This window comes from Chryseobacterium sp. CCNWLW53, from assembly GCF_037083525.1.
In the GTDB taxonomy this organism is placed as follows: Bacteria; Bacteroidota; Bacteroidia; order Flavobacteriales; family Weeksellaceae; genus Chryseobacterium; species Chryseobacterium lathyri.
Genome location: NZ_JBAOJR010000003.1, coordinates 280,410 through 301,227 on the forward strand (window position 1 = coordinate 280,410; position 20,818 = coordinate 301,227).

General features: G+C 35.1%; 13 protein-coding genes. 9 read left to right on the forward strand and 4 right to left on the reverse strand.

Annotated elements, in window-relative coordinates:
• Positions 1-359: 359 nt before the first annotated feature.
• Complete coding sequence (locus V6R96_RS10325) at positions 360-956, reverse strand: ACP phosphodiesterase (RefSeq protein ID WP_336378997.1); 597 nt, start codon at positions 954-956, stop codon at positions 360-362.
• A 78-nt stretch (positions 957-1,034) separates the two neighbouring features.
• The gene (radA, locus tag V6R96_RS10330) at positions 1,035-2,384 is read right to left on the reverse strand and encodes a DNA repair protein RadA (protein WP_111955249.1); all 1,350 of its coding nucleotides are present in this window, start codon (positions 2,382-2,384) and stop codon (positions 1,035-1,037) included.
• Positions 2,385-2,510: 126 nt separating this feature from the next.
• On the opposite strand from radA, the gene V6R96_RS10335 reads away from it, so the two are divergent.
• The 4 genes from V6R96_RS10335 to yidC all read left to right on the forward strand — a co-directional run bounded on the left by V6R96_RS10335 (position 2,511) and on the right by yidC (position 7,388).
• Positions 2,511-2,849 (forward strand): hypothetical protein, encoded by a 339-nt coding sequence (locus V6R96_RS10335; protein WP_336378996.1) that lies wholly within the window; start codon positions 2,511-2,513, stop codon positions 2,847-2,849.
• A gap of 61 nt (positions 2,850-2,910) precedes the next feature.
• Positions 2,911-3,480, forward strand: coding sequence for a YceI family protein (locus tag V6R96_RS10340; RefSeq protein WP_336378995.1), 570 nt, complete (start codon positions 2,911-2,913; stop codon positions 3,478-3,480).
• Between the two features lie 324 nt (positions 3,481-3,804).
• A complete protein-coding gene (locus V6R96_RS10345) occupies positions 3,805-5,412 on the forward strand; it encodes a CTP synthase (RefSeq protein WP_111955241.1) in 1,608 nt (535 codons plus the stop codon).
• Between the two features lie 179 nt (positions 5,413-5,591).
• A complete protein-coding gene (yidC, locus tag V6R96_RS10350) occupies positions 5,592-7,388 on the forward strand; it encodes a membrane protein insertase YidC (protein ID WP_111955239.1) in 1,797 nt (598 codons plus the stop codon).
• A gap of 61 nt (positions 7,389-7,449) precedes the next feature.
• On the opposite strand, the gene V6R96_RS10355 is transcribed toward yidC, so the two are convergent.
• Positions 7,450-8,034: a ribonuclease HII gene (locus V6R96_RS10355; protein ID WP_111955237.1), complete on the reverse strand. Its 585-nt coding sequence runs from the start codon at positions 8,032-8,034 to the stop codon at positions 7,450-7,452.
• Positions 8,035-8,538: 504 nt separating this feature from the next.
• On the opposite strand from V6R96_RS10355, the gene V6R96_RS10360 reads away from it, so the two are divergent.
• The 5 genes from V6R96_RS10360 (at position 8,539) to argS (ending at position 19,778) form a co-directional block, all read left to right on the forward strand.
• Positions 8,539-11,466 (forward strand): SusC/RagA family TonB-linked outer membrane protein, encoded by a 2,928-nt coding sequence (locus tag V6R96_RS10360; RefSeq protein WP_336378994.1) that lies wholly within the window; start codon positions 8,539-8,541, stop codon positions 11,464-11,466.
• Positions 11,467-11,471: 5 nt separating this feature from the next.
• Complete coding sequence (locus tag V6R96_RS10365; RefSeq protein WP_223560261.1) at positions 11,472-13,034, forward strand: SusD/RagB family nutrient-binding outer membrane lipoprotein; 1,563 nt, start codon at positions 11,472-11,474, stop codon at positions 13,032-13,034.
• A 426-nt stretch (positions 13,035-13,460) separates the two neighbouring features.
• Entirely contained in the window at positions 13,461-16,451 is a 2,991-nt protein-coding gene (locus V6R96_RS10370; RefSeq protein WP_223560260.1) for a SusC/RagA family TonB-linked outer membrane protein, read from the forward strand.
• A 13-nt stretch (positions 16,452-16,464) separates the two neighbouring features.
• Positions 16,465-17,886: a SusD/RagB family nutrient-binding outer membrane lipoprotein gene (locus V6R96_RS10375; RefSeq protein ID WP_223560259.1), complete on the forward strand. Its 1,422-nt coding sequence runs from the start codon at positions 16,465-16,467 to the stop codon at positions 17,884-17,886.
• A gap of 131 nt (positions 17,887-18,017) precedes the next feature.
• On the forward strand, positions 18,018-19,778 hold the full coding sequence (argS, locus tag V6R96_RS10380) for an arginine--tRNA ligase (protein WP_336378993.1): 1,761 nt from the start codon (positions 18,018-18,020) through the stop codon (positions 19,776-19,778).
• Between the two features lie 106 nt (positions 19,779-19,884).
• Here the strand turns inward: argS and V6R96_RS10385 are convergent, their stop codons facing one another.
• A complete protein-coding gene (locus tag V6R96_RS10385; protein ID WP_111955227.1) occupies positions 19,885-20,817 on the reverse strand; it encodes a YihY/virulence factor BrkB family protein in 933 nt (310 codons plus the stop codon).
• Between the last annotated feature and the right edge of the window lies 1 nt (position 20,818).

Below are 20,818 nucleotides of genomic sequence, written 5' to 3' on the forward strand. Positions count from 1 at the left end.
ATTTTGTTTTTTGCTTTAAAAAAATTATATTTGTGTGTAGTTGTTTTTTTTAATTAATCATTTCTTAAAAAGAAATTTTCACTGAAATCATCATTTGTAAATGAAATAAAAAGCCATAAGCTGATTAGAAATAAGTGGAAACCTTAATAATGAAACAGATGCTCTAATTTGTACCCTAAGAAGTCTTTGTTGATCAGTTAGGGATTAATAAAAGCGAAAGTCAAAAAATGAAGGTGCTAAATAACAGTTTTTATACTACGATTAATGCAATGTGAAAATTTCCCATTATCACATTAAGGCAGCAGATTCTAACAACACAAATTGTTAAAAAAAGCACTTACGTTCCCTGTAAGTGTTTTTTATTTATGATCCATTTGAATCATTGCATTGATTCCTTTAACGTGATCAAGAAGATCAGGAAAAAAATTGTTATAACATTCCTGAAGAAAAGGTTTATTTTCCAGGAATGCTTCGAAAACGGGAATGTCAGGATTCAGGTATTTTGCTTTATTGAGAACATTACGCATGCTGAACTTAATGCCCCAATCTTCACGGTAATTATACAGCCAGTCATCTTTTTCCATTTTAGCCAACATGAGTTTGAAGTTTTCGGGAAGCCATTCTTCATGTTCATTAAGAACTCTATATACCCGTAAGGAATGTGCCTTCCATTCAGCTAAAGAATTCAGGGAAAGATCAGTGGCTACAAAATAATCCATGGCAACATCTACAAAAGCACCTGCATACAATCTGACCAAAGGAGAGAAAATCTTTTTAGCTTCATGGATAGCGGGATGGGAATCTGTAAATGTATCTACGGCCCTGTGTATCGTAATTCCATCCTGAATGTCCTTTGGAAAGGAATAGCGGTCTTTGTTCCGGATAAAATCTTCAAGAAACTGTCCTACAATCTGTCCGTCAGAAAAGGTGAGAAAGGAATGAGCAAGATAATTCATAGATTAAAGATAGAGATTAAATATGAATGGTGAATAATTAATCCGCTTCGCTATATCAGTTAATGAACCTACAATATTTTAAAAGATTCTCTCGTGGAAATCTTCAATTTTGCTCACTTCCTCAATTTTAATTCCAAATTTTCTTTTCGGTATTTTATTAAGATTCGATACGAATATTTTTTCGTAACCTAATTTTTCAGCTTCTGTAATTCTCTGTTCCACCTGTGCTATTGGCCGGATCTCACCACTTAATCCGATCTCGCCTGCAAAACAGTAATGCTCGGAAATGGCAATATCTTCGTTGGACGACAGGATGGAGGCTACCACGGCAAGATCTAATGCCGGATCATCTGTTTTTATGCCTCCGGTAATATTTAAAAAGACATCCTTAGCCCCAAGCTGGAATCCTGCACGCTTTTCCAGAACAGCCAGAAGCATATTCAGCCTTTTTGCGTCAAATCCGGTAGAGCTTCTCTGTGGGGTCCCGTAAACAGCAGTACTCACTAATGCCTGGATCTCCAGAAGCATAGGCCGGTTTCCTTCCAGAGTGACTGCCACGGAATTGCCGGAAAGCTCTTCAAATTTCTTGGTAATAAGGATCTCAGAAGGATTTCTGATTTCTTTTAAACCCTGTGAAACCATTTCATAGATACCAATTTCAGAAGTAGACCCAAAACGGTTTTTATTGGCCCTGAGCAGTCTGAAAAGATGGTTTCTGTCACCATCGAAATTTAAAACCACATCTACCATATGCTCCAGCACTTTTGGGCCGGCAATCTGGCCGTCTTTTGTAATATGGCCTACCAGGAATACGGGGGTATTGTTCTCTTTTGCAAATTTTATAATTTCATTCGAACACTCTCTGATCTGGGAAACGGTTCCGGGTGAACTTTCGATCAACTGAGACTGTAAGGTCTGGATAGAATCAATGATTATGAAATCCGGTTCCAGCTTTTTGGCTTCGTGGAGAATCTTTTCCAGTGAAGTTTCCGTAAAAAGGAAACAGTTCGGATTCTGAACATCTGTCAGCCTGTCTGCCCTCATCTTGATCTGTGAAGCACTTTCTTCTCCCGAAACATAAAAGATTTTTTTCTTCATCTTTAAAGCAAGCTGAAGCAGAAGGGTGGATTTTCCGATTCCGGGCTCTCCTCCGATCAGTGTGACAGAACCCAGCACAATACCTCCGCCCAGAACACGGTTTAGTTCCTCAGAAGGGGTTTTTATTCTCGGTTCTTCGCTGGTCTCAACTTCAATAATGTTGATGACGTGCTGTTTTGATTTTGAAAACGGCGGAGTTTTGGATGAGGTTTTTTCTACGACTTCCTCCACAAGGGTATTCCATTCGCCACAATTTTTGCACTGCCCCATCCATTGGGAATATTGAGTTCCGCAGTTTTGACAGAAATATGCTGTTTTCAGTTTTGCCATACTGCGAAGTTAAAAAAAATGAATGTCCTTTCAGAATTTTAATTAATTTCCAAACATGAAAAATATTTTAATGAGAAGTTTGGTCATATTTATTGTGATGAGTCTTCTTAATGCCCAATTCAGCGAATGGACATTATGTTTTTAAAAGAAAAATCAGACGGAATTGCCCTGGTGCCAATTGGGGTTTTAGTGGAATGCATTATTGTAACAATTGTCAGTTTTATTACGATATTAATCTTCAGAAAGAATTATAGTTCAGTTTTAAAAATTGCGGTTTTATTTGAAATCATTTATTTAATAACATTAATTATTTCTGGAACGGACCCCTTTGCTTATTTTTCAAATAAAACAGATGCCGGACTTCTTGCTTTATTCCTTTATGTTAATTCACTCGTTGTATTTCTGATCATATTTGTCTTCAACTTGTTATATTCTAAAATAATTTCATCTAAAATTAAAAACTAACCTACATCAAGAACAAGATAATCAATATGTGTTATCTTTACTCAACTAAAATTAAGTTATTATGAAAAAAGTATTTTTATCTTTCGTTTTCACACTGTTAAGCGTTCTGGGTTTCGCACAAACTGAATGGGCAGTAGATCCTATGCATTCTTCGGTAAACTTTAATATCAAGCATATGGGGATTAGCTTTGTACAGGGACGTTTCGATTCTTTTAAAGGAAGAGTAACGACTGAAGGCACTAATTTAGATAATGCCGTTTTCGATTTTGGAGTAGAGGTAAGCTCTATTAACACAGGAGTAGAAATGAGAGACAGACATCTTAAAAGCGCTGATTTTTTTGATGTGGAAAAATACCCGGCAATAAGCTTTCACAGTATCTCTATTACCAAGGATAAAAACAATTCATACATTCTGAAAGGAACCCTGAAAATTAAAGAGACTGTAAAGGAAATAAGTGTTCCGGTAACATTCGGAGGAGTCACTAAAAACCAGCAGGGAAAAGAGGTGATGGGTTTTCAGACAAAATTCACAGTTAACCGCTTAGACTATGGAATTAAATACGATCCTACCGGTGCAGGAGTAGCTAAAGATGTGGAAGTAAGTCTATATTTTGAGTTGATAAAACAATAATTTTGTAAATAATTAAATTCAAAAGGTTTTTCAAGTGATTGGGAAGCCTTTTTTATGGTCATTAATTTTTCCGTTGGTCAACATCCTATCAGAGTAAAAAGACATTCTTATGCAAAAGGTAATACGGGTGGCAGCTGTTGGAATTTCGGTTTTAATTTGTATACCGAAATCATGATGGTTATCGCATTTTGTCATTGCATTTATGAAATTTAGATGAAATTTTTAATCAGAATTTATAAATGATACAGGAGGTTTTTCGGTTTTCAAAATTTAAAAAATTGCTTTGTATCTCTTTTTCCCATAACTTTGCACAAACCTAATCTAATGAGTAAAAAGAATACAAAGTACATCTTTGTGACAGGAGGTGTAACTTCATCTTTGGGAAAAGGAATCGTGTCTGCTTCTCTGGGGCTTTTGTTAAAATCACGCGGTTTTAGCGTAACGATCCAAAAACTGGATCCTTATATCAACATCGACCCCGGAACACTGAATCCATATGAACACGGAGAATGCTATGTAACCGAAGATGGTGCAGAAACGGATCTGGATTTAGGTCACTACGAGCGTTATTTGGATGCTCCTACCTCCCAAAACAACAACGTTACTACTGGGAAAATCTACCAAACAGTTATTGAAAAAGAAAGAAAAGGAGATTTCTTGGGAAAAACGGTTCAGGTAATTCCTCATATCACCAACGAGATCAAAAGAAGAATTAAAATGCTTTCCAAGCAGAACTACGATATCATCATTACTGAGATCGGAGGAACGGTAGGAGATATTGAATCTCTTCCATACATTGAAACTGTACGTCAGCTGAAATGGGAGCTTGGTGAGAAGAATTCTATGGTGATCCACCTTACCCTGTTGCCTTATCTGGCTTCAAGCGGTGAATTGAAAACAAAACCTTCACAGCATTCCGTTCGTCAATTGATGGAAAGCGGAATTATGGCAGATGTCTTGGTTTGTAGAACAGAACATAATATTCCAAAAGATCAGAGAGCGAAATTAGCTCAATTCTGTAATGTGTCTCTGGATAATGTTATTGAATGTAAAGATCTTGAAACGATCTATGAAGTTCCAATGTATCTTCAGAAACAAAATTTTGATGATGTAGTTTTAAAAGAACTGGATCTGAAAAATGATAAAGAAGCTGATCTGAAAGATTGGAAAACTTTCCTTAAAAAATTCAAAAACCCTAAAAGAACTGTAGAAATTGCCTTGGTAGGAAAATATATTTCTCTGCAGGATTCTTATATTTCTATTGCTGAAGCTTTCAAACATGCAGGGGCAAGTCTTGAAACTGAAGTGAAAGTAAGATGGGTATACAGTGGAGATATCACTGCTGAAAATATTAAAGAGACTTTAAATGGGGTAGACGGAATCCTTATTGCTCCAGGTTTTGGCGATAGAGGAATCGAAGGAAAAGTGCTTACAGCTCAATATGCAAGAGAAAATAAAGTTCCGATGCTGGGAATTTGCCTAGGAATGCAGATCATGACAATTGAATTTGCAAGAAATGTTCTCGGCCACACCAAGTCGAATTCAATGGAATTTGACACCTCTACACCGGATCCTGTAATTTCTATCATGGAAGAACAGAAAAATATCGTAGACAAAGGAGGTACAATGCGTCTTGGAGCTTGGAAATGTTCATTGAAAAACGGTTCCAAACTATACGATATCTATGGAACTAAAAATATTACAGAAAGACACCGTCACCGTTATGAATTTAACAGTGATTATCTTCAGGAATTTGAAAAGAATGGGTTCCTGGCAACAGGTACCAATCCGGAAACAGGTCTGGTAGAGGCTCTTGAGCTTCCTGACCATCCGTTCTATGTAGGAGTGCAGTACCACCCTGAATACAAAAGTACAGTAGCAACGCCGCACCCTCTATTCAGAGCCTTTGTCAAGGCTTGCGAAAAGAAATAAGGTAATTATTTACTATAAACGTCTTAAAATAAACTCAGGCTGATTATTCTCAGCTTGAGTTTATTATATAGTAACATGGTAATGCATAGAGTTTTGATAAAAAAACAGTATTTTTGTCAGCTCAAAAAGCAGCATATTGTGATGCTTGATTAAATTTAAAATTTTAATATAAAAATAAAATGCAAGAAAACAAAGGAATCGATAAAAGTCAAATGATCAGTTTTGCGGTTTTATGTTTGGTTCTTTTCGGATTCATGTTCTATTTCCAGAACAAACAGTCGAAAGAAGAGCAGTTAAAAGCTCAGGAACAGAAAGTTGAGCAGGTAAAAAATGCTGTAAAACAGACTCAGGCAAGCAATATCAATCCAAATGTAACTCCTGGTGCCATCCAGACGGCCAGTTTGAATAACAAAGAACTGAACGTGGAATTCTCAAGCTTAGGAGGACAGGTTTCTAAAGTGCAGCTTTCGGAATATAAAGCATATGACCATAAAACAGATAAGGCGGATCTTCCTCTTTACCTGATCGACAAAAAGAATTCGAACTACGGTTTTCAGTTTAAAGATAAAACAGGAAAAGTAATCAATACTAAAGATTTGGTTTTTACACCTGCCGTTAATGGAAATACCGTAACAATGACGGCTAATTACAACAGTGCTGTTATTCAGTTTGTTTACACATTACTTCCAAAATATACACTTGATTTTAAAGTAAGAACGAAAGGGCTTGCTGCTATTACTGCTGATAACAAAGCAGATTTTATCTGGGACTACAGTGTAAGAAACCTGGAGAAGGGTAGAGCACAGGAACAGTCTCACTCAGAATTCTCATATGCCTTCAATAATTATAAAGATTATGATTATGACGGAAGAACAACAATGGAGGAAGAAAAAGAAACTCTTAACTGGATTGGTGTAAAACAGCAGTTCTTCTCCTCTGTAATTGAATCCAAAAGCGGTTTCACACAAAGCAAAGGAAATCAGGAAGCTATTGAAGAAGGCGAATACCTGAAGAAACTTAATTTTGAAGGATTCGTACAGATGACAGGAAGCGAGCTTAACCAGGATTTTACCTGGTATTTTATGCCACTTGATTTACCTCTGTTAAAATCATATGATAAAAACTTTGATGAAATATTACCATTAGGATGGTCTTTAATCGGTTGGATGAACCGTGGGTTCTTTATGCCAATGTATAATTTTATTGCCAGTTGGGGACTTACAGCAGGTTGGGTGATCTTCTTAATGACAATTATTGTAAAGCTGATCTTATCGCCGATTATGTATAAGCAGCATAAGTTAAGTGCGATGATGAAAGTGATTCGTCCTGAAATTGATGAGGTAAATGCCAAGCTGAAAGATGCAGATCCAATGAAGAAGCAGCAGGCTACTATGGAAATCTACCGAAAGGCAGGAGTAAACCAGATGGCAGGGTGTCTTCCGGCTCTGGTACAGATTCCGATCTTCTACGCCTTATTCCGTTTCTTCCCGAACTTTATAGATCTTAGAGGAAAAGGGTTCTGGTTTGCAAAAGATTTAACGGCTTATGATGATTTGATTAAACTTCCATTTAAGATTCCTTTCTTAGGAGATCATTTAAGTGTTTTTGCATTAGCGTGTACCATTGTGATTTTAATCTACACAGTAATGACTTCAGGAAATATGCAGCAGCCTCAACAGGAGGGCATGCCGAATATGAAAGTGTTGATGTATATTTTCCCTATTACATTCCTTTTCTTCTTGAATACGTCAGCATCAGGTCTTTCATGGTATTATTTTGTATCCAATGCGATCAATATTCTGATTATTCTTGTTATTAAATACTGGATACTGGATGAAAAGAAAATTCATGCGCAGATACAGGCAAATAAAGAAAAGCCAAAATCTGAAGGTAAATTCCAGAAGAAAATGAGAGAAATGATGGAGAAAGCTCAGGATCAACAAAAAATTCAGGAACAGCAGAAAAAAAAGAAATAAAATAACAGTATATTATAAAAAAGAGAAGCAAAATTTGCTTCTCTTTTTTGTTATGTTCTATTTAATCATATTCCAGCCTGAATGATCTTCGGTGGTGTTTTGTCGGACCATATTTTATTAAAGCCTGCTGATGAGCTTTGGTGGCATATCCAAAGTTGGTGTTCCAGTTATATTGTGGAAATTCTTCGTGGAGTTCAATCATCAATCGATCCCTGTAGTTTTTGGCAAGAATAGAAGCTGCTGCAATAGATAAAACCTTTGCATCTCCTTGTATGATGCACTGATGAGGAATGTAATTATAAGGATGGAATTTATTTCCGTCTACTAAAATCAGCTCCGGAATTATTGTTAATTGATCTAATGCACGATGCATAGCATGAATGCTCGCATTAAGAATATTGTGTTCATCAATAAAAGAAGGAGGCAGTTCTGCAATGGCGTAATTTTTTACATTATCTTTTATATAACTATCCAGTTCCATCCTCGTCTTGAATGTCAGCTTCTTTGAATCATTAACTAAATTTGGCTTAAAGCTATCATCCAGAATAACGGCTGCTGCAACTACCGGACCGCTTAAGCATCCTCTTCCCACTTCATCACATCCAGCCTCGATGTAGAGATCCGTCCATTTTTGTAATAAGCCCATAAGTTTTTACCATATCATAAAGTGGTGTAAAATTAGTAAAATATATTGTAGTCATTAATCAATGAATATTTAGAACCTATTTATAATATATTGGTTAAAATCTCATAACAACTTTTATCGCTTGTGATTGTGTTTTATTTAAAAGTAGCGCTTTAGTCCCTGTTTAAATAGATAAAATATTTATATGCAATACATTGTATTATGAATGGAGTAAGTAATTATTTATCATTATAATGTGATTAATTCATTTGATAATCAGATTGTTATCATGATATTTTGTTAATGTTCCCTATAGAAATTATCAATTAAAATGATTTGCCTTTTTCTGAAAAAAGATATTGTTTAAATAGTTTGTTATTGTTAATTGTTTTGTTTTTAACTTAATTTAGTAATTTTTATCATATTTTTTTTAAAAATAAATGAATAATTGATATTTTTTTAAGATTTTGTTTTGTATTTTTAAGAAAGTTTTACAAATTTGTAACATGCAAAAAATAATTTGATATGAAGAAATTAACAGCTGGTGTACTTGCACTAGTATTGTCTTCCTCTATAGCTGTCGTAAGTGCGCAGCAAAAGAAGAATGATACAGTACAACAGACACAAGAAATCGAAGGAGTAGTAGTAACTGCACTTGGAATCAAGAGAGAGAAAAAAGCTCTTGGATACGCTTCCCAGGAAATCAAAGGAGATATGATCTCTGATGCCGGACAAACCAATGCGGTAAGTGCATTATCCGGAAATGTCGCAGGGGTACAAGTTACCGCGCCAAGTACAATGGGTGGGTCTACAAGAATTACCATGAGAGGTATCAGTTCTATTACTGGTGAAAACAGGCCTTTGATTATTGTTGACGGGGTACCTTTAGATAATTCAAATGTTAATGATATAGAAACACAAAGAGGCGCTGGAGGTAGAGATTATGGAGACGCATCATTTGATATTAATCCTGATGATATTGAAAGTGTAACTGTTTTAAAAGGAGGTCCTGCAGCTGCTCTATATGGAGCAAGAGCAGGTAATGGTGCTATTTTGTACACCACTAAATCTGCTAAAAAAGGCAGAACAGATATTCAATTAAATACTGGAGTTTCTTTTGAAAGTATCTATATTCGTCCTAAATTACAAAATCAATATGGGGGCGGATATTCTGATACATTACCAACAGCAAATATAAACGGGCAAACCTATAACATACAGGAATACGAAACAGATGCTTCATGGGGACCAAAATATGATCCTAATTTGATGTATCTTCCATGGTATGCATTTGATTCTGAATTTTCTAGTGATTATTTGAAGCCAGTTCCTTGGGTAGCTCCTAAAAATGATGTAGATTCTTTTTTTGATACAGGGGTAACGTATACTAATAACTTATCTGTAGCTAAGTCCTTTGGAGATACAAACGTAAGACTTTCATATACGAATACAAATATTGGAGGTATAGTTCCAACTTCTAAAATTAAGAAAGATAACTTTAGTATTAATCTTAACTCTAAATTATCTGATAATCTAAAAGCAGAGGCAATCTTTAATTATGTTCATACTGATGGGTACAATCGACCTGAATTAGGATATGGAGATAATTCTGTGGCTCAAAAATTTTATCAATTCGGCCAAAGGAATCTAGATTTTGTTAAGTTGAAAGATTATAAGCTTTCTAATGGAAATCAAAGAACATGGAATAGAACAGCATGGGACGATGCTACACCATTATATTCAGATAACCCTTATTGGACTATTAATGAAAATACATCGGAAGATTCAAGACACCGATTTTTTGGTAACGCAGGTTTAACATATAATTTCAACAAGAACTTCTACATTGCAGGTAAGGTCTACGGAGATGTATATTCTCAAAATATCAGCTCAAGAGTTGCAGTTGGCTCACAAGCAGTTTCTGATTATACTATAGAAAAAAGAAATGTATCAGAATTTAATTATGAGGGTAGAGCCCACTATAATAATAATTTTGGAGATTTTAGTTTAAACTCTTTTGTCGGATTTAACATCAGGGACAATAAAATGAGCTGGTTGAACGGTACTACTGTTGGAGGACTGGTTATACCTAATTTGTATAATTTGAGCAACGGCGTGGAAAATTCCTTAGCTACTAATAGATCTTTTCATTCTTCTGTGAAAAGTATATTTGGATCAGTTTCATTAGGATATAAGAATATGTTATTTCTGGAAGCAACAGGAAGGAATGATTGGTTTTCTATGTTAAATAAAGATGAATTTTATCCTTCTGTTACAGGAAGTTTTGTATTCTCTAATGTGCTAAAAACAGATTGGCTGTCTTTTGGTAAGATTAGAGCTGGATGGTCTAGTATTGCACAGGGTACGGATGCATATAGTAGGCTTACATATACTGTAATTGGTCTTCCGTTTAACGGAGCTTCTCAATATTCAAATCCGAATACTTCTAATGATCCAAATATTAAACCTGAATTGAAAGTTACTAAAGAAATTGGTATAGAAGCTAATTTTTTCAAAAACAGATTAGGTTTTGATGTAACGTACTATGATACTAAATCAACTAATTTGATTATTGCATTACCAGTTGATCCCTCTACAGGTTTCCTGTTTAAAAATATTAATGCTGGTGAAATGACAAATAAAGGTATTGAGGCAATGGTAAATGTTACACCAATTAGGAATGACAATTTTTCTTGGGATATAACTTGGAATTTTGCTAAAAACAAAAATAAACTGGTAGAATTACAAGGTGATTTGCAAAATTATATTCTTACTAATGCACCATTTAGAGCTCAATTAGCAGCGCAAGTGGGACAGGCATATGGTGCTATATTGGGTACTGATTATGTATATGATGCTAGTGGAAATAGGGTAGTTGACGCCAATGGCTTCTATAAAGCTTCAGAAATTAAATCGTTAGGATCTATACTTCCTGAATATAATATGGGCTTTAGAAATACTGTTAAATATAAGTCACTAAGCCTATCTTTCTTAATAGATATTCAGCAAGGAGGTAAATATTTTTCAACGACACATATGTGGGGGATGTACTCCGGAATGTTAGAAGAATCTGCTTTGGGAGGAAACAGAGAGGCAGGTGTGATTCTTGATGGTGTTAAAGAAGATGGGACTAGAAATGATATTTTATTAGATGCACCTACATGGGGAGGAACTTATTATAATACAGTGGATGCACAAAATGTTTTTGATGCAAGCTATATAAAATTAAGAGATGTAACTTTAGGTTATGATCTGCCAAAATCACTTATAGGAAATGTATTTCAGGGCATTAGAATTTCAGCGTTTGCTAGAAATTTATTTGCTTGGAACTTAGCAAATAAAGGAATTGATCCTGAAAATACATCTTATGGTTCTGGTAATATTCAAGGTATGGAAGGTGGATCTTTACCTTCAACAAGAACTTATGGGTTCAATGTTAATTTTAAATTTTAATTAAAATGAAAAAAATAATTTTAATATTATCTGTTTTAGCAGTAACATTTATTTCAAATAGTTGCGCAGATAAATTCGATGAGATAGATACTAATCCCAATGGAACTGATAAGCCTTTAAGTTATGGTATATTTAATAGTGCTAATAAAGAGTTAATGGATAATACCAGAGATGAGTGGCAATCAGGAAGAATAGTATTGCCATGGGTACAGTATTCTGCTCAGAGAGCCTATACAGAAGAGGATAGATATCAATACAGGTTATCAACTGGGGTGTCATTATGGAGTTTTTCTTATAGAGTAGCTCAAGATTATAAGCAGATTATAGATCTTAATACTGATCCGGCTACGAGTGTACAGATGGGAGTATATGGTCCAAATGAAAATCAGATTGCAGCAGCACGAGTAATGCTATCTTATGTATTTCTTACTTTAGCAGATTCATTTGGAGATATTCCTTATTATTCTTATGGTAATAAAGATGCAGATTTTCAGGCTTTAAATATAGATATGACTTTACAACCTAAATTTGCAAGTCAACAGAAGGTGTATGCCGATATCATGAAAGAACTTAAAGAGGCTTCTGCAATGATTGATACTGATGAAGTTGTTTTTACAAAAGGAGATATTTTATTCGGATCTGGAGAAAAGCTTAAGAGGTTCGCCAACTCATTAAGATTAAGAGTAGCTACAAGAGTAAAAGGAGTTGTACCAGGTGCTGAAGGACATATCACAGATGCAATAGCTTCTGGAGTAATGCAATCTAATAATGATAATGTAGGAGTTACTTATGAAAATAATTTAGTAAATCCTTCTCCTTTATATGATAATTTTAGAACTAGGTCTGATTTTGCAATTTCTAAAACTTTTGTTAATTTATTGAAAGGTAATGTAGGGAACTTTACTCAGGACCCTAGATTATTTAAATTTGCTACACCAAAAGGAATAAATAAAGCTTTGATTTTAGATGGATCTGCCCCTGAATCAACTAACCCAGCAGATTTTAACGGGATGCCTTATGGAGTTCCCAGTTCTTTAGCACCAAGCCAAGCCTCAAGTTCAAACTTTTTTAGCAAGAATATTCTAAAACCAGATTATACTGAAATTTTAATGGAGTATTCTGAAGTTGAATTTTTATTAAGTGAAGCAAACGGTTGGTCACAAGCTAATTATGTAAACGGAGTGAAGGCATCAATGGAAAAATGGGGAGTAGATGCAGCGACAATTAATAGTTTTGTTTCAGCATTACCAGCAGCTTCTAAAGCAAATGTTTTAACCCAAAAATATATTTCGTTGTTTATGCAGCCATATGAAGCGTGGGCAGAGTATAGAAGAACAGGATATCCAAACACTTTATTATTACCTGGACAAACAGGTACTCTTAATGTAGCTTCTGGAGGTAATACTACTTATACTTTTACGTCTCTGATTGCAGGTCTTACAGATCTTCCTAAAAGATTATTTTATCCAACAACAGTACAAACTCTTAACACTGCTAACTATCAAGCTGCTTCTGCTGCTATTGGAGGTGATAAGATGGATACTAAATTAATTTGGGATACTAACTAATTAATGTAGTTTTAATATATTTTAACATTCATATCAAAAGCCGCCTTCGGGCGGTTTTTTTTGTTTAATATTTGTGACTTAAGGATTTTTTACAATGAAAATATGATATGCATAACATTGTTAATTTTGTGATTTATTTTTGCCTTACTCATTTTTAAGTGAGTAATTATTTTAGTATCAGTAACTTATTGTGTATTTAGAAATATTCTATATAGAAAATATCAATTAAAATCAGTTGGATTTTTCTGAAATAAAATAATGGTTGGGTGTTTTGTTTTTGTTAATTATAGTGATTTTAACATAATTTAATGAATTATTATTATTAATTATTGAATTTAATAAATATTTTATATTTTTTTTTATGATTTTACTTTGTGCTTTTAATAAAGTTTTACAAATTTGTACAGTCTTAAAATTAAATTTGATATGAAGAAACTGACAACAAGTCTACTTGTTTTGGTATTGTCTTCCTCTGTTGCTGTTACTTATGCTCAGGAGAAAAAGGATACAATCAAAACAAAAGAAATCGAAGGGGTAGTGGTTACTGCACTTGGGATCAAGAGAGAAAAAAAATCTTTGGGATATGCTTCTCAAGAAATTAAGGCAAGTGCTCTTTCTGACGGAACTACAAACACGGGGAATATTGCCGCACAATTATCAGGTAAAGTAGCAGGTCTTAATGTTACCACAAATAATAACTTTGGAGGGTCTTCCAATTTGTTGATCAGAGGTGTAAAAGCATTAGGGGGAGGTAATCCACTTATCGTTATTGATGGGTCTCCTGTTAATAATGGTAATACTCAGGCGAATTCAATTGACTATGGGAATGCTCTTTCTGACATTAACCAGGAAGATATTGAATCTATCAACGTATTAAAAGGTGCTGCAGCATCGGCACTATATGGAGACAGAGGACTGAATGGAGTTATTGTGATTACTACTAAAAATGGTAAAGGAAAAGATGACGGATCTTTGGGAGTAACATTCTCTTCTGCTATACAAGTAGGGTTTATCGACAAATCTACTTTCCCTGAATATCAGACAAAATATGGAGCAGGATATGCTCAGTCATTCGGATCAAAGGCGGCTGATGGTTTAAATTATGCGAATTTTGGAGCGGATGCTTCGTGGGGCCCTAAATTTGATCCTAATTTGATGGTGTATCAATGGGATTCATTCAATCCTTTATCTCCTAATTACCAAAAGGCAAGACCTTGGGTAGCTGCTAAAAATGGACCAATTACATTTTTCAACAATCCTGCTTCATACATCAATAGCGTAACGTTGGAAAAAGGGCAGAAAGGGAAGAACATTACCTTTACCTATGAAAATATGATGTCTGACGGGTTGATGCCTAATTCACATCTTAATAAAAACAATTTCTCTTTAAAGGTTAATTATGATCTGACTCCTAAATTACACTCTACATTCTATTCTAGCATGACTTTGCAGGATACGAAAGGAAGAAGTATTACAGGATATTCAAATAATATTGCAACAGGCTTCAGACAATGGTGGCAAACCAACGTGGATGTTGCTGATCTTCAAAGCATGTATTTAGCGAACATAAACGTTGCCAATGCATCCAATAATTATGGTAACGTTACCTGGAGCAGAAAATCAGCGACCAACGGAGCTCCGGCTTATTGGAACAATCCATATTTCCAGGCTTATCAGAATTATTCTTCAGATAAAAGATATAGAAACTTTACTTACGGCCAGGTAACGTATGATTTGCTGGACAATATCTCTGTTACCGGAAAAGTTTCTTATGACAGAACAAGTCTTACCGCTGAAACCAGATTGGCTGTAGGATCCTTGCCTCAGGCTTTTGGACAGTCAAATAACGTGATTGGCTCAGGGTATGGAAGACGTGATATTATACAGGCGGAAACCAATTATGATTTGATGGTGAATTATAAATTCAATATTACGGATAATATTAACATTTCCGGAGTAGTGGGAGGAAACATTCGAAGAAACTATGATAGTTCAATCTATGCATCAACAGAGGGAGGATTAGTCGTTCCTGGAATTTATGCACTATCCAATTCTAAAAAGGCACCTCTTGCATCAGATGAAAGTGAATCTACACAACAAGTAAATTCAATATATGCTACTGCTTCATTTGATTTCTATAAAAAATTCTATTTAGATGCAACTTGGAGAAGAGCTGAATCATCAACATTAAAAGCTGGTAATAATATCTATAATTATCCGTCTATTACAGGATCATTAATTATGTCTGAAATTCTTGATACCAAAGAATGGATGAACTTTTGGAAATTAAGAGCCAATTATGCAGAAGTGGGAGGAACAGCAAGTTCATACCAATTGGTTAATAATTATAGATCAGCAGGAATTTTATCAGGTACGGGTATCTATAATTCTATTTTAACACAGCCTTTTGAGGATCTAAGGCCTCAAAGATCTAAAGAATTTGAAATAGGTACCGAAGCACACTTTTTAAGAGACAGAATCACGCTTGATGTCGCTTATTATAAAACAAAAACAATTGATCAGATTATTCCTCTTGCTGTTTCTGCGGGTACCGGATTTACTGGAAAAGTAATCAATGCTGGTAGAATTGATAATACCGGAGTTGAAGTACAGCTAGGGCTAGTTCCGATAAAAACAAAAGATTTCACATGGAACATTGATGCCAACTGGTCCAAAAACCAAAATGAAGTTATAGAACTGAATCCGGGAATCACTAATTATTTATTAAATAGTTTCCAGGGAGGAGTATCTCTAAATGCCAGAGTAGGTGAAGCCTGGGGAACATTAGTAGGAGCTGATTATACTTACCTAAACGGGGAAAAAGTAATTGATCCGAAAACAGGAAAATACTTACCGAACCCTAATCAGGTGATTGGTAATACTACTCCGGATTGGATTGGAGGAATAAGAAACAGTTTCAGTTATAAAGGGTTCTCTTTGAGCTTCTTAATTGATATGCGTAAAGGAGGAGATGTATTCTCAACCGATATGTATTATGGATTATCAACAGGTCTTTATAAAGAAACAGCCGAAGGAGATTACAGAGATAAACCTATTGTTTTACCTGGTGTTCTTCCTGATGGTACCCCAAACAATATTCAATTATCACCGGCTGATAATAATGGTGCTATGGGATATAAAACACAGCCTTCCAGAGAATTTGTTTATGATGGTTCTTTTATTAAATTAAGAGAAGCAAGTATTGGGTACACACTTCCAAAATCTTTATTAGCGGGAACTAAAATTTATGATGCAAAAATTTCGATTGTGGGAAGAAACCTATGGATAATTCACAAAAATTTACCATATGCTGATCCTGAAGCCATGGTGGGTGGAGGCATTAACTCTTACGGCTGGTCTATTGGTTCTATGCCAACAACAAGAGATTTGGGTATTAATGTTACATTTAAATTCTAAATTACTTAAAAAAATGAAAAATATTATAAAAATAAGTTTGGTATCTGCATGTATTGGGTTAGCTTTAAGTTCTTGTCAAAGTGATTTAACTTCTCTTAACGACGACCCTAAACATCCATCAGTTCTTCCATCTGATAATCTGTTAGCGACTGCCATGTATCAGTCATCTTACTATATGGATAATCCAAGTGTGAACTTTAATAATTACAGATTCTTTACACAACAATGGGCGGAAACTCAATATCCGGATGAAACTCAATATAATTTGGTAACCCGTAACCAGCCTCGTAACCATTTTAACAGAATGTATGTTTACAGTATCAATAACCTGAAACAGGCAAAAATGAATCTGGTTAATGAAGTAGAGACGGATGATATACGTACAAACAAGTTGGCAACCTTAGAAATTGAAGAAATTTTTATCTGGGAAAATATTGTGGATACTTATGGGGATGTTCCTTATTCTGAAGCGTTCAAACCTAATGAGATTTTAACCCCTAAATATGATGATGCCAAGACTATTTATCTTGACTTAATCAAAAGAATTGATGCTGCTACTGCTACTATAAAGCCCGCAGCTACAGGTTATGCTGATTTGGTATACGGTGGTAATATGACTAAATGGAAGAAGTTTGCTAACTCTATTAAATTGAGATTAGGAATGAATTTGGCAGATGTTGACCCAGCATTATCAAAGACAACTGTTGAATCTGCCATTGCAAGTGGGGTAATTTCTTCTGATGATGAAGCTTACAAATTCAAATATGACGGAGGGACTTTCTCCAACCCAGTATATGATAATTTAGTAGCTTCCAACAGAAATGACTTTATTCCAAGTCAGTTAACTATTAATACCATGAGTAGTTTATCAGATCCAAGAATGGACGTATGGTTTACAAAAGTTGGAGGAGTTTATAAAGGAGGAGTTTTCGGAGAATTAAATGATCCTTATACTAATTTCTCACAATTAAGTCCTTATTTCAGATCTGCAACTACCGCTTCAAATTTATTGAGTTATGCGGAAGTGTCCTTCTTAAAAGCTGAAGCTGCAGCAAGAGGATACTCTGTTGGAGGTACTGCTGCAGATCTTTATATTGCTGCTGTAACAGAATCTATGAGAGAAAATGGAGTAAGTACGGCCAATACAGTAACGTATTTAGCTGCTAATCCATTTAATGTGGCAAACTGGAAACAATCTATAGGTACACAAGCTTGGATTGCAATGTTTAACAAAGGATTTGCAAGCTGGAATTTTACAAGACGTTTGGATAGTCCAACACTTGTTAATCCTCCAAAGTCTAATTTATCATCTGTACCTTACAGAATGCCATATTCCGATCAGGAGTATGTCTTAAATGGGGCTAACGTTAACGCAGCTGCCAGTAAAATTGGTGGAGATAAAGCAACAACAAAACTTTTCTGGGATAAATTTTAATCCCTTAGTATATTTAACATTCATATCAAAACCGCCTTCGGGCGGTTTTTTTATTTCCGTATATTTGTATCTCAAATTTGAGATGAAATAAGGCTATTCCATGTGGCCTTTAAAAAGTTAATATATAACACATGAATATTAAAGATAGTATAGAAAAGAAACTTGCAGAGGTTATTTTAAATGTATACCAGTTAAAAGATATCCATCTGGAGATTCAGGAAAATAAAACGGAATTTGAAGGTGACTTTACCATTGTAACATTTCCATTGGTAAAACAGCTGAAGAAAAATCCGGAAAGTATTGGCGTTGAACTGGGTGAAGCTTTGACGGAGCAGTCTGACCTATTCGAAAGCTTTAATGTAGTAAAAGGTTTCCTTAATATTAAGGTACAGAACCAGCTGTTTGTAGATAATTTTAGATCTGTGAGCAATGATTTTGATACGATTGAAAAGAAAAGTTCTACAGTAATGGTGGAATATTCTTCTCCAAATACGAACAAGCCACTTCACCTGGGACACGTAAGAAACAACCTGTTAGGTTTTTCTGTAGCTCAAATCTTAAAAGAGGCCGGTTATGATGTGATTAAATCACAAATCATTAACGACCGAGGAATTCATATCTGCAAATCGATGTTGGCCTGGGAGAAATTCGGACATGGAGAAACTCCTGAAACATCCCATATAAAAGGAGATAAATTTGTTGGAAACTACTATGTAGAATTCGATAAGAACTATAAAAAAGAAATTGCCGAACTTGTAGGTCAGGGAATAGAAGAAGAGCAGGCTAAAAAAGAGGCTCCTTTGATCAAAGAAGCTCAGAAAATGCTTGTAGATTGGGAAAACGGAGATCAGCAGGTAAGAGATCTTTGGAACGAAATGAATTCCTGGGTTTATAAAGGATTCAATGAAACTTACAAAAGATTGGGAGTAGATTTTGATCAGGTTCAGTACGAAAGCAATACGTATATTTTAGGAAAAGATCTGATCCAGGAAGGATTGGACAAAGGTATTCTTTATCAGAAAGAAGATGGCTCCGTATGGTGTGATCTTACCGATGAAGGCCTTGATCAGAAACTGCTGCTTCGTTCAGACGGAACTTCGGTTTATATGACTCAGGATTTGGGAACGGCTGTTCAGCGTTTCAAGGAAAATAATATTCAGAAGCTGATCTATACGGTAGGAAACGAGCAGGATTATCATTTCCAGGTTTTATTTAAAATCATGAAGAAGTTGGGATATTCCTGGGCAGATCAATTGTTCCATCTTTCTTACGGAATGGTAGAACTTCCTGAAGGTAAAATGAAATCCCGTGAAGGAACCGTAGTGGATGCAGATGATCTCATGCAGGAAATGTATGGGACAGCAAAATCTATCACTACAGAATTAGGAAAACTGGAGGGGCTTTCTGAAGAAGAAAAAGAAGTTTCTTATGAGATAATAGGATTAGCTGCTTTGAAGTATTTTATGCTAAAGGTAGATCCAAAGAAAAAAATGATGTTTAATCCTGCTGAAAGTGTAGAGTTTTCAGGAAATACAGGTCCGTTTATTCTTTATACCTATGCACGTATTCAATCCTTGCTTTCAAAAGCCGGCGTAGATTACAAGGAAATTTCTGATGTAACCTTAAATCAATACGAGAAAGAACTGATCATGTTATTGACAAATTATAAAACTGTGGTTGCGAAATCAGCAGAAGCATTAAGCCCTGCTTTAGTAGCGAACTATGTTTATGATCTGGTTAAATCTTATAATTCATTCTATCAGAGTAATATCATTCTGAAACTGGAAGATGAAAAATTAAAACAATTCCGTTTAAATTTATCTGACCTGACAGCTAAAACGATCAAAAAATCATTAGCATTGCTCGGTATCGGAACTGTAGACAGAATGTAAAAAATAAAGCCTCCTGAAATTTTTGGGAGGCTTTTTTATGTGTAAAATGTATTAATGATAAACAACCATTAATGTTACTGTTTTGTAACTACGTATTCCAAGGTTATCATATTTCTTTCAACTCATCCTCTCTTTTGCTATCTCTGTACAACTTTGCAGCACTCCATTTTGCGTGCTTGGAAAGAACAACCTTATAGCCTTTTTTGTAGTTATACACTTTTGTAAACTCGGCTCCGAAAAAGATAAGCATACAGGAATAATTAATCCACATCATAATTAAAATAACGGTTCCTGCGGCTCCAAAAGTAGATGTAGGTTTAAAATTACCAAAATAAAGGCTCAGTAAAAATTTACCCAGTGTAAATAAAATGGTGGTCAGTAAAGCTCCTTTCCATACAGGTTTCCAACTGATTTTGATATCAGGAAGTACTTTGAACATAAGTGCAAATAAAAGCATCACCAATCCAAAACCAATGGCAAAATTCACCAACTCTACAAGCATATAAGTCTCAAGACCAAAGTAATTGGTAATCCAATTGTTAAACAGGCTGATCATTGAAGATAAAATCATTGTGATCATCAGTAAAAAACCTAAAATCAGGATCATTCCTAATGAGTTGGCTCTGTCCAAAAGAAATTTCACCAGGGCTTTTTTAGGAGCAGCTTCCACATCCCAAAGCGTATTCAAAGTATGCTGCAGCTGAAAAAATAAAGTAGTGGAACCAAAAACTAACGATCCAATCCCTACAATTTTCATAAAAATATTTTGCTTGTCAATGAGTGCTCCCGCAATCATCCCTTCAATACTTTTAGCAACGTCTTTTCCCATCAATCCGCTGATCTGGTTGCTGATCTCACCGCGGATGGCTTCCTCACCAAAGAAATTTCCTGCGATCCAGATAATAATGATCAATAATCCCGGGATGGAAAAAATCGCATAATAGGCAAGACTTGCCGAATCTTTTGATGCGGAAGAATTGTTCCATTCAGCGAAGGTATCTTTCAGTACCTCCCAGAAAAATTTGATGGTATTGATCATA